10 protein-coding genes are annotated in these 11,294 nt (G+C 38.6%); 8 read left to right on the top strand and 2 right to left on the bottom strand.

Annotated elements, in window-relative coordinates:
• The first annotated feature begins 315 nt into the window (after positions 1-315).
• Both PL9214_RS03125 and PL9214_RS03120 read left to right on the top strand, forming a co-directional pair.
• Entirely contained in the window at positions 316-1,875 is a 1,560-nt protein-coding gene (locus PL9214_RS03125) for an AAA-like domain-containing protein (RefSeq protein ID WP_072717396.1), read from the top strand.
• Between the two features lie 15 nt (positions 1,876-1,890).
• Positions 1,891-3,594, top strand: a complete 1,704-nt coding sequence (locus PL9214_RS03120; protein WP_072717395.1) for an AAA-like domain-containing protein — start codon at positions 1,891-1,893, stop codon at positions 3,592-3,594.
• 91 nt (positions 3,595-3,685) lie between these two features.
• Here the strand turns inward: PL9214_RS03120 and PL9214_RS03115 are convergent, their stop codons facing one another.
• A complete protein-coding gene (locus PL9214_RS03115; protein ID WP_072717394.1) occupies positions 3,686-4,282 on the bottom strand; it encodes a pseudouridine synthase in 597 nt (198 codons plus the stop codon).
• Positions 4,283-4,618: 336 nt separating this feature from the next.
• Between PL9214_RS03115 and recA the strand changes: the two genes are divergently transcribed.
• Positions 4,619-5,704, top strand: coding sequence for a recombinase RecA (recA, locus tag PL9214_RS03110; protein WP_072717393.1), 1,086 nt, complete (start codon positions 4,619-4,621; stop codon positions 5,702-5,704).
• A 570-nt stretch (positions 5,705-6,274) separates the two neighbouring features.
• On the opposite strand, the gene purE is transcribed toward recA, so the two are convergent.
• Positions 6,275-6,754, bottom strand: coding sequence for a 5-(carboxyamino)imidazole ribonucleotide mutase (purE, locus tag PL9214_RS03105; protein WP_186440288.1), 480 nt, complete (start codon positions 6,752-6,754; stop codon positions 6,275-6,277).
• A 72-nt stretch (positions 6,755-6,826) separates the two neighbouring features.
• Here purE and nagA point away from each other — a divergent pair, with 72 nt between their 5' ends.
• The 5 genes from nagA to PL9214_RS03080 all read left to right on the top strand — a co-directional run bounded on the left by nagA (position 6,827) and on the right by PL9214_RS03080 (position 11,235).
• A complete protein-coding gene (gene nagA / locus PL9214_RS03100) occupies positions 6,827-8,065 on the top strand; it encodes an N-acetylglucosamine-6-phosphate deacetylase (RefSeq protein ID WP_072717391.1) in 1,239 nt (412 codons plus the stop codon).
• 56 nt (positions 8,066-8,121) lie between these two features.
• On the top strand, positions 8,122-8,334 hold the full coding sequence (locus PL9214_RS03095) for a DUF2839 domain-containing protein (protein WP_072717390.1): 213 nt from the start codon (positions 8,122-8,124) through the stop codon (positions 8,332-8,334).
• Between the two features lie 395 nt (positions 8,335-8,729).
• Positions 8,730-9,080, top strand: a complete 351-nt coding sequence (locus PL9214_RS03090) for a DUF1815 family protein (protein WP_072717389.1) — start codon at positions 8,730-8,732, stop codon at positions 9,078-9,080.
• 171 nt (positions 9,081-9,251) lie between these two features.
• Positions 9,252-10,127 (top strand): alpha/beta fold hydrolase, encoded by an 876-nt coding sequence (locus PL9214_RS03085; RefSeq protein ID WP_072717388.1) that lies wholly within the window; start codon positions 9,252-9,254, stop codon positions 10,125-10,127.
• A 160-nt stretch (positions 10,128-10,287) separates the two neighbouring features.
• A complete protein-coding gene (locus tag PL9214_RS03080; protein ID WP_072717387.1) occupies positions 10,288-11,235 on the top strand; it encodes an AAA family ATPase in 948 nt (315 codons plus the stop codon).
• Positions 11,236-11,294: the final 59 nt, after the last annotated feature.

Genomic DNA, 11,294 nt, shown 5'->3' with positions numbered 1-11,294 from the left:
TAAAGCAATAACGGGAGTAGCAACTAGGAAGAATTTCACAGTTGCTTTGGGTGCAATATTCATGTTAAATCCTCTGGGTAAAATTTTAAATTAAAGTTGATCACGGGATCAATCCCGATAATCGATAGATTTAATCTAGTCTGGGGAGGAGGAAAATTAACAGGGTTTTATTTAAAGATTTTAGATTTTTTTGTAAAGATATCATTATGGTCATAAAAAGATAGATTTCTATCGGGATGACGAGTGTACGATAATATAGCCACTGCCTATCGACATCGCTTATAACAGAAACAACCAACCTCTCAAGTTTCTATCATGAATATTCCTATCCCCCCTAACCAACTCGAAGAACCTGAAGGTCAAGTTCCTTTAGATTCTCCGTTGTATATTGAACGTCCTCCCATCGAAACCGACTGTTACCAAACCTTAGTACGACCGACGGCATTAATTCGCATTAAAGCACCCCGACAAATGGGTAAAAGCTCCCTCATGCAGCGAATTCTCCATTCTGGAACTCAACAAGGATATCACAAAGCTTGTTTAAATTTTCAATTAGCAGATTATGAATTTTTTAGTAATCTGGATCAATTTTTACAATGGTTTTGTGCCAGTATTGCAGAAGAATTAGGATTGGATGATCAACTTGAACAATACTGGAAAGGAGTAATTGGAAGTAAAAATAAATGTACAAAATATTTACAACGATATTTACTCGCTCAACTTGATTCTCCCTTGGTGTTAGGATTAGATGAAGTCGATTTAATCTTTCAACATCCTGAAATTGCCGTTGACTTTTTTGGGTTATTAAGAGCTTGGCATGAACGCAGCAAAAATGAACCCACTTGGCAAAATCTTCGTTTAGTTATTTCCCATTCTAAAGAAGTTTATATCCCTCTCAATATTAATCAATCTCCCTTTAATGTAGGATTACCCGTTGAACTTCCTGAACTCACCCCCGAACAAATTCAAGATTTAATTCACCGTCATGGATTAGAATTTTCCGAAGTCGAATTTACCGCTTTATTCGACATGATTGGCGGACATCCCTATTTAGTCAGAATGGCATTGTATCAAATTGCTAAAGATAAAATTACTTTAGAACAATTCCTGGAAACTGCACCCACAGAAGCCGGATGTTACTATGATCATTTACGTCGCCATTTATCTAATTTAGAAAAAAATGAAGAATTAACTAATATTTTAAAACAAGTGATTAAGAGTGATTATCCGGTTTCTATTCCTTCGGCTGAAGCCTTTAAACTAAGAAGTATGGGATTAGTTAAATTTCAAGGAAATGATGTATTACCCTTATGTAATCTCTATCGAATTTATTTTCGAGAAAAATTAGGGCTCACAACTTCCAGTAAGGATAAGGATATCGCCTTAGCTGCCATTATGTTCACCGATATTGTGGATTCAACATCCCGGATGGAACGCAATCAACGACAAATGTTAGACTGTATTAAACGGGATTTTACGGTGATTCGAGATTTAATTCGTCAACACAACGGACAAGAATTAAAAAGCATGGGGGATGGATTATTACTGTATTTTAGTTCGGCCGTAGAAGCAGTGCGTTGTGGGATAGAAATGCAACAAGCTTTAGCCGCCGCAGAAATTAGCCCAGAAACGAGTTTAAAACATCGCATTGGCATTCATGTTGGAGATGTATTTTTAAGCGGTGGAGATGTATTAGGAATTGGGGTTAATATTGCTTCTCGGTTACAATCTCAAGCGATGCCGGGAGAAATTTGTATTTCTCAAACGGTGTATGATGTGGTGAAGAATCATTTATCGTTGCAAGTGACTTATTTAGGAGAACGTAAACTCAAAGGAATTGAATCTCCTATCCCTTTATATCGAGTTATTCCTTAATTTTAACCCAAAATCATGGCTGAAAAATCTTCAAATTTTTCCTATCAAGTGGGGGGAAGTTTACCTGTTAATTCCCCCACTTATATTTATAGACAAGCAGATGAACAATTTTATCAAGGGTTAAAAGCGGGAGAATTTTGTTATGTGTTGAACTCTCGACAAATGGGAAAATCCAGTTTGCGAGTGCGAACAATGCAACGGTTACAAGCGGAAAATATTGTCTGTGCTGCGATTGATTTAACGGCTATTGGCACATCTGATATTACGCCGGAAGAATGGTATGCTGGGTTAATTGATAGTATTGTTAGTAGTTTAAATTTATATGATCATTTTGATTTAGATGAATGGTGGACTAAAAATCAACGCCTCTCCAATGTCAGACGATGGAATAAATTTATTGAATCAGTTTTACTGTCTGCTATTGGTCAAAAAATCGTGATTTTTATTGATGAAATTGATAGTATTTTAAGGCTAAATTTTAATGTAGATGATTTTTTTGCCTCCATTCGCGCTTGTTATAATAAACGAGCAGAACAACCAGATTTTAACCGTTTAACCTTTGCTTTATTAGGGGTAGCCACTCCTAATGATTTAATTAATAGTCAATATCACAGCACTCCCTTTAATATTGGTCAAGCCATTGAATTAACAGGTTTTCAATTTGAAGAAGCTAAACCGTTAGCATTAGGGTTTATTGAAAAATCTCCTAACCCAGAAATTGTGTTACAGGAAGTTTTAAACTGGACAGGGGGACAACCTTTTTTAACCCAAAAAGTTTGTCAGTTAGTACGGTTAAGTGAGGAAATCATTCCTGAAGGGGAGGAGAAAGAATGGGTTGAGAAGTTAGTGCGATCGCGTATAATAGAAAATTGGGAAGCTCAGGACGAACCGGAACATTTGAGAACAATTCGTGATCGTTTACTTTGGGGAAGTAAGCATTCTGAAAAATTATTAGAATTATATTCTCAAATTTTAACCTCTGAATTTAATCTCTATAAAGAAACTAAGGAATATTTAGAATTACGATTAACTGGAATTGTTATTAAATCTAAGGAAAAAGTCGCAATCTGTAATTACATATATTTAGAAATATTTAATTTATCATGGCTAGAAAATTTAGGAATCATTAAAAAACAAGAATCTTTACCTACAATCTATCAAAAAGTTTTTAAAATTTCTCAAGCAGATTTATTTAAAAATTTATCAAATTCAGAAATGATTCAAACCATTAATAACTCTAAATTGTTAAAAAATATTACTTTTAATCCCGTAACTTTACCGAATCACATAGAAATGGGTGTACAAAAATTTCAAAAAGCTTATGTTAACCAAGATATTAACCTGCTGAATTCATTAATTTCTAAACATTTTAGTGGAAGTTTATGTGGAGCAATCTCCAAATCAACACTAATTGATTTTTACAAAAATTTCTTTATTTACTTTTCCCCTGAATGTAATCTAAGATTAAGGATTGATAAAATTTATATCTTAGATGAATCAGAACTATTTTTTAGATTAATTATTAGTTTTGTTTTAAAGGCTGATAATCGGGACGGAAAATGGCTTTTTAATCAGTTTGATTCGGGTGATTGTTATATCGAATTCGGTTTTGAACCTGCCAATAAACAATGGGAAATTTTACGTTTAGATAAGGTTTATTGGCAAAGTCAAGAATTCATTACTGATGGGAATTGGTTTAATCCTAATCTTCATCTATAGCTTGATTAGAATGATTAATTTATACCCTCGCATAAGGTTCTATCACTCACACTAACATTTAGAAGCGACTAATCCCAGGCTAGAAATCAATTTAACAACTTCCTAAGATTTGCATCAATTTCTTAAGTTCAATAGCGGTTAAATCTCGCCATTGACCCGGTTCGAGTTGGTTTAAACTTAAATGTGCGATCGCCACTCTTACTAACCGTAACGTCGGAAACCCCACCGCAGCCGTCATTTTCCGCACTTGACGGTTACGACCTTCTGTTAACGTCAGTTCTAACCAAGCCGTCGGGACGGTTTTGCGAAAGCGAATGGGGGGTTCACGAGAAGGTAAATGGGGTTCTGGGGAAAGTAATTTCACTTGTGCAGGTTTGGTGCGATAATCAGAGAGTTGTACCCCCTGACGTAACTGTTTTAAAGCTATTTCATCGGGTATGCGTTCCACCTGTACCCAATAGGTTCGAGGATGGGCAAATTTCGGATCAATTAACCGATGTTTAACAAAATTATCATTGGTTAATAATAATAATCCTTCACTATCTCGATCCAAACGTCCAACGGGATAAACTAACGGAATAGAAATAAAATCTTTTAGGGTTTTACGGGGAGTTGTTGTCGGATCTTCATCGGTAAACTGACTCAAAACATCATAAGGTTTATAAAATAAAAGATATCGATAAGCCATAAGTAGAATTCGTTTCTTGCGTCGTTTAATTCCTTAAAAATTTTAAGCGGTTTCGTCTCTAAAATCTCGACTACGGGTGATTGTTATAAAATAATTCTGGAATCCATTATTCCCCATTCCCCGATATTGACGAAAACATCAATCTTTCTTACAATGAGAAGAGGTTCCCTGAGAGCTTGAGCAGACGAACTGCAAAAAATTGTTAAGCTCACTGACGGGAACCCCGATCCCCGATAGTCACAACCCAAGCAAAACTGCTACCATACCAGTGATGCTTGCCTGACATCTAGGGTGGCGAGGACGCTTACCGTTAACCGTTACTAACAATTACAGCGAATGGCTACAGTAAAAGATAATTCTAGTTCTGAAAAGAAAAAAGCTCTAACTCAAGTTTTAAACCAAATTGAGCGAAGTTTCGGGAAAGGTGCCATTGTCCGGTTAGGGGACGCCACCCGGATGAAAGTGGAAACCATTCCCAGTGGTGCATTAACCCTAGATTTGGCTTTGGGAGGCGGTTTACCCAAGGGACGGGTGATTGAAATCTATGGGCCAGAAAGTTCGGGTAAAACTACATTAGCGTTACACGCGATCGCCGAAGTGCAAAGAGCCGGAGGAGTAGCCGCCTTTGTCGATGCAGAACACGCCCTTGACCCGACTTACGCGGCTGTCCTAGGAGTGGATACGGAAAATTTACTCGTTTCTCAACCGGACACCGGAGAAATGGGCTTAGAAGTGGTGGATCAGTTGGTGCGGTCTGTAGCCGTTGATATTATTGTCGTTGACTCCGTTGCGGCGTTAGTTCCCAGGGCAGAAATTGAAGGGGATATGGGGGACGCCCACATGGGGTTACAAGCGCGATTAATGAGTCAAGCCTTACGCAAAATTACGGGTAATATTGGTAAGTCAAATTGTACTGTAATTTTCCTGAACCAATTGCGTCAAAAAATCGGCGTCACCTATGGCAACCCGGAAACCACAACGGGGGGGAATGCGTTAAAATTCTATGCCTCTGTACGGTTAGATATTCGTCGAATTCAAACCTTAAAACGGGGAACGGATGAATACGGAATTCGGGCTAAAGTTAAAGTTGCTAAGAATAAAGTTGCTCCTCCCTTTCGGATTGCAGAATTTGATATTATCTTTGGAAAAGGGATTTCTACGTTAGGTTGTTTAATTGATTTAGCGGAAGAAACAGGAGTTTTAAAACGCAAAGGGGCTTGGTACAGTTACAACGGCGATAATATTGGTCAAGGACGGGATAAAACCCTAACTTATTTAGAAGAAAATACAGCCTTGGCAACTGAAATTGAGCAAAAAGTGAGAGGGGCTTTAGACAGTGGGGCTGTGGTTTCAGCGAATTCTGTCACCCAAGTTGATAGTCATGATGAAGAAGACTTTGATGGCAGTTCAGAAGAAGAATAATTGATGTTGATGGGGGCAGGTTGATAACGGTTATCTGTTCTTAGGAAATCGGGTTACAAACCCCGCCCCTTCATAGTCATGATAGTAATGGGTTTCTTTGAGGTTGCGATCGCCCTTTTCCCCGTAGAGACGTGCCATGGCACGTCTCTACACAATTTGTTGATTTTGTCAAGAGGGGTGTTTTGGATTAAACCGTTTCTTCTAAAAACTCGTGCATCGCCACACAGAAAATTAGTCACGAAATCCAGAGATTTGACGACAGCATAAGGGCTTCAGCCTTTATTTTGGCATATAGGCACAACAAGCCCTTGGGTACTATTTTCTCAAGTGTAGCAGAACCCCTAGAATCTCGTCAACTCTTTGAGAGCTATTCTCAATAAAATATGATGATTTTGTGACAATCTTTTGAAAATAAAATTGATTTAAAATAAATAATTAGTAAAACTAATACAAAAATCCTTAAATGTCTGCTACCAATAATTGCTATGGTGGCTAATCACTTTTTCCTATTCTCTATTCCCTATTCCCTATTTTCTTTTCCCCTCTGTTCCCTGTTCCCTTTAACTCTTATTAATATTCTGCATAACCCACCTGATCTAAACGCTCTTGTTTTTCCAGAACAGATTGCTTGAGATTTTCTCGATAATCTAAAACCTTTTGTAACAGTTCGGGATCATGACTGGCTAATATTTGTACCGCTAATAAACCTGCATTTTTAGCATTGCCAATCGCCACCGTTGCCACTGGAATTCCTCCCGGCATTTGTACAATAGAATAGAGAGAATCAACCCCCTGTAACGTTCGAGTTGTGACCGGAACCCCAATGACAGGTAGAGGAGTTAAAGACGCAACCATTCCCGGTAAATGGGCGGCTCCTCCTGCTCCAGCAATAATCACCTTGAGTCCTCGCTGATGGGCTGTTTTCGCGTAGTCAAACATCCGTTCCGGGGTACGGTGCGCCGAAACAATTGCCACCTCATGGGGGATTCTAAATTCTTCACAAATCGAGATCGCAGCACTCATCGTTGGTAAATCTGAATCACTCCCCATGATAATCCCGACCACAGGAGGAGTAGAGTTAGAAAATAATGATGTAGAGTTCAAAGTCTTAAATTATTCCTCATGACAACAACACCACAGCAATATACTGCTAACCTCGATATTATCAATGTCCGTCTCCCTGGAACACAAAATTTACAACACGTTTTAATTCGTCAAGGTCAAATTGATGCCATTAAACCAATGTCGAGTTTATCTCAATCTTTATCCTCAACAGAAATAGAACAATTAGATTTACAAGGAGATTGGCTATCCTTGGGCGGAATAGATTTACAAATTAATGGCGCGTTAGGATTAGCATTCCCGGATTTAGAACCCCAGGATTTCCCAAAATTAACTCAAATTTGTCAATATTTATGGCAACAGGGAATTGATGGTTTTATGCCCACAATTGTGACTACATCTGTTGATAAAATTCAGCGATCGCTGGCAACAATTAGCGACTTTAGGCAAACTGTTCCCCAAAACCAACCCACCGCTAAAATATTAGGGGTTCATCTTGAAGGGCCATTTCTCAATCCCAGTAAACGCGGAGCCCATCCCCAAGAGCATTTGTTACCCTTAACTGTGGATAACGTGCAGCAAGTTTTGGGGAACTATAGCCATTGTGTTAAAATCATCACCCTAGCCCCTGAATTAGACCCAACAGGAACCGTCATTCCCCATTTGACCAATTTAGGCATTATTGTCAGTTTAGGTCACTCCCAGGCTACCACAGCCCAGGCAGAACAAGCATTTATTCAGGGGGCAACAATGGTGACTCATGCCTTTAATGCCATGCCCAGTTTACACCATCGAGAACCCGGTTTATTAGGAGCCGCGTTAGTTAATCATCAAGTCCAATCTGGTTTTATTGCGGACGGACAGCACGTTTCTCCTTTGATGGTGAAGTTACTCTTGCGAATGTCGGGAATAACCCCAACCCAGGAAACGACTAATTTAATCCCCCTATTTTTAGTGAGTGATGCGTTAGCACCCTTGGGACTTCCCGATGGTGTTTATCCTTGGGATGAACGACAAATTGAAGTTAAACAAGGAACAGCCCGTTTAGCGGATGGCACTTTAGCCGGAACCACGTTACCCTTGCTAATCGGGGTGCAAAATTTAGTTCAATGGAATTGTTGTGGAGTGGAAGATGCGATCGCTTTAGCGACAATTGCCCCCAGACAAGCACTCGGCTTATTTTCCCTTGTGGGTGAATCTGCATTTCAACTGTTGCGATGGCAGGTTGATTCATCTTCGGAAATTCCAAGTTTAAGTTGGCAACGACTCCTGAGTTCTGATGCTGCAACTCACGATTAAATACAATACAATAAAGTTGAGTAAATGAGAGTCATTGTTAACTTTTGTATACAAATATGGGTGAAGCTAAACGTCGAAAAGAAACCATGGGAGAACGCTATGGCCAAGAAGAAAAAATCTCCCCTTGGCTTCCCATTACCAAAAACCAAAGCCAACAATTTATGGAAATTACCACTAAAGTCAGTTGGATTGGCATTGGGTTATTAGTAGCGGTCTGGATTACGATTCGATTTATTGGCCCTGGGTTTGGATGGTGGCAAATTGATTAAGATCCAAGGGAACAGCGTTTGATCTGAGCAGGTCTTCAACAGGAACTGATCCCGGAAACTAAAGATCTACTATCCGATTACTAGGGGCTATACTTATATCGAGTATTAAATCTTTTTATAGGTTTAGACGTGATTTCTCAGCTAATCCTTTGCAGAGTAGGATCTTAGTCCAGTTAGAACCGTATAGTTAACAAAAATTTAACGGTATTGTTTTCCTAGATACCTTCTTACGGGAGTAGTTTCGTTAATCTGCAAAACGGTGTGTGTTTTAACCTCCAGGAGGTGATCTTTTCAATTTAGGCTGGTCAGACTAAGATTAATATTTCAGCACCAAAACCTTAAGATTATGTTACATTCTGGAAATAATCTTAGGTGTGGTGATAGGAGGACAATTTATGTTTCTCAGACTTGCAGAGCAACACCGCAAATTTGTTCAGGACTTGGTGATGAACCTCCAAGCTCTAGCCACCGTGCTAGAACGACAGGGGTATCTGGCATCATGCTATACCTGTGGGGGTCAGATGAATAGTGCCTCTTTCATGGTGAGTTTAGGCGAAAATCATCTGATTCGGTTTCTGGTGTCAGACTATGGCATTACCTGGACAGAAATGCGCGATGACCGCGAACTCATGAAGCTTGAAGGAGCCGAAGCCATTCAACAGTTGCAGGAATTAGCCAATTTAGTGATTTACAGAGGAAGCGTTTCTGGCTATGTCATGACTCCCAAACTCGTCCAACCTGTTTAGAAGACCTGATCTTTCCCGGTCTTCGAAGAGCTAATGATGTGAATGGAGTATGACAACCGCCTGTAAGTGGTAATCTGAGATCAGAAGCAACTGTTTAACATTGCTCCAATCCCTTGAGGAAATTCAAGGGAGATGTCAGCATCCCACTTGTGAGCAACAAGATTGGAGTTTATGGTGACACTAGAATCTGATTGGCAACATCTGTTTGTTGAGACGAATAATATTCGCTTACACACGGTAACTCAAGGCGAGGGTGAACTCGTCGTACTCCTGCATGGGTTTCCTGAATTTTGGTACGCTTGGCGCTATCAAATTCCAGCCCTAGCCCGTTATTTTAAAGTAGTTGTGCCTGATTTACGCGGCTACAACGATTCAGATAAACCGGAAAGTGGCTATGATTTAGATACTCTTTGTACCGATATTCAAGGATTAATTGAACGTCTAGGCTATGGCAAAGCTCATATTGTTGGGCATGATTGGGGGGGGTTAATTGCATGGCATTTTGCTCAAAAGTTTCCCCAATCTCTCAACCGTTTGGCGATTCTCAACGCTCCTCCCCCCCATCGATTTGTACAAGAATTAGTCAGTAATTTAGATCAACTTCGTCGCAGTTGGTTTGTTTTTGCTTTTCAAATTCCCGGAATTCCCGAATGGTTAATCCAACAGAATTTAAAAGAATTTGTCACGAATGCGTTGCGAGAACACGCTATCCGTAAAGGCGCGTTTAGTGCAGAGGAAACTCAAATTTATGAAGCGGCTTTAGAAAAACCAGGGGTATTACCCGCCGCCATTAATTATTATCGTCATTTATTTTGGCCGCCGACTTGGTTATTAAATTGGACAAAAACCCCAGCTAAAATTTTGTCTCCGACATTAGTTTTATGGGGGAAGGAAGATTCATTTTTAAGCCATCATCTTACCGAAGGTTTAGACCGATTAATTGCTGCGCCTTTTAAACTACAATTAATTCCTGATTGTGGTCACTGGATTCAACAGGAAGTTCCTCAAACAGTGAATCGAGAATTGTTGAATTTTTTAAGACGTTAGTTAGGAGTAGTAGGGGCGAGGCGCGCCTCGCCCCTACGATAAATTGGATTTTAAGTCATTTATAACTGATTTAGACTTGCTATATAAATAATTAAACCAGTTTTCATCATTGTATTTATCAGTAGATTTTATAAAAAAATTAAACCCGAAAAAATTTATAATGCTAAAACAAATTAACTTAAAAAATTGGAAAAGTTTTAAAGATGCGACCTTATATATTGATCCACTTACTATTTTAATTGGAACTAATTCTAGTGGAAAATCTAATATTATTGATGCTTTAGACTTTTTAAGTCGCATTCCTGAAGCAAAATCTTTAGAATCAGCTTTAATGGGTGATAGTCATACCCCAGGAATTCGAGGGGGGTTAGAATGGGTGGTTAGAAAACCGGAAACTCAGTTTACTTTAGAAGCGGTTATTAGTGGGGAATATGAACAGGAAAATGAGCAAGTTGAATTTGATTGTCTTTATAGCGTTACAATTGAAATAGAACCTAAAATACAATTAATTAATGAATTTATAAAATTACTTAAATCTAATGAAAATCACAAAAGCAATAACTCACCAGAAAATAAAATTAGTCGTATAGAGTCATTTATATATCCCTCTTCGGGCAGTATCAAAATGACTCTGGGAAAATATGAATTATCAGCATTAAATCAATTATTCCCTAAAAATCAATTCCTTTTGATGAATCAGAAATATCTGCCTTTTTATGATTTTTCTTCTTTGAGCAGTACGAATTGGAGTTATACTACTACTATAGAAGTTCTAAGAACAATATTTATTATTAACCCAATTCCTCAGAATATGAGAAAATATTCTCCCCTATCAAAAACTTTAGAACAGGATAGCTCAAATATTGCGGGAGTTTTAGCAGCATTTCCTGAACCTGAAAAAGAAAAAATTGAACAAACTTTACTAAATTATTTATCCCAACTTCCTGAAGGAGATTTACAACGAGTTTGGGCTGAACCTGTGGGAAGATTAGGTAGTGATGCGATGTTATATTGTGAAGAAAAATGGGGTGAAAATCAAGAACCTTTATTAGTTGATGCAAGAGGAATGTCCGATGGAACCTTAAGATTTTTAGCTCTTCTAGGGTAACTATGATAAATTAGGAGAAAAATGCCAATTTAAGAGAACTCTTCTTCTAAAGTTAGCAA

This window comes from Planktothrix tepida PCC 9214, from assembly GCF_900009145.1.
GTDB classification, from domain to species: Bacteria; Cyanobacteriota; Cyanobacteriia; order Cyanobacteriales; family Microcoleaceae; genus Planktothrix; species Planktothrix tepida.
Note: the sequence above shows the minus strand (reverse complement) of the source record. Positions and strands in the feature narration are given on the sequence as shown.

Bases quoted from the DNA above. Each gene is read 5' to 3' on its own strand.
- PL9214_RS03125 (WP_072717396.1), top strand. From the start codon at position 316: ATGAATATTCCTATCCCCCCTAACCAACTCGAAGAACCTGAAGGTCAA.
- PL9214_RS03120 (WP_072717395.1), top strand. From the start codon at position 1,891: ATGGCTGAAAAATCTTCAAATTTTTCCTATCAAGTGGGGGGAAGTTTA.
- PL9214_RS03115 (WP_072717394.1), bottom strand. From the start codon at position 4,282: ATGGCTTATCGATATCTTTTATTTTATAAACCTTATGATGTTTTGAGT.
- recA (WP_072717393.1), top strand. From the start codon at position 4,619: ATGGCTACAGTAAAAGATAATTCTAGTTCTGAAAAGAAAAAAGCTCTA.
- purE (WP_186440288.1), bottom strand. From the start codon at position 6,754: ATGGGGAGTGATTCAGATTTACCAACGATGAGTGCTGCGATCTCGATT.
- nagA (WP_072717391.1), top strand. From the start codon at position 6,827: ATGACAACAACACCACAGCAATATACTGCTAACCTCGATATTATCAAT.
- PL9214_RS03095 (WP_072717390.1), top strand. From the start codon at position 8,122: ATGGGTGAAGCTAAACGTCGAAAAGAAACCATGGGAGAACGCTATGGC.
- PL9214_RS03090 (WP_072717389.1), top strand. From the start codon at position 8,730: ATGTTTCTCAGACTTGCAGAGCAACACCGCAAATTTGTTCAGGACTTG.
- PL9214_RS03085 (WP_072717388.1), top strand. From the start codon at position 9,252: ATGGTGACACTAGAATCTGATTGGCAACATCTGTTTGTTGAGACGAAT.
- PL9214_RS03080 (WP_072717387.1), top strand. From the start codon at position 10,288: ATGCTAAAACAAATTAACTTAAAAAATTGGAAAAGTTTTAAAGATGCG.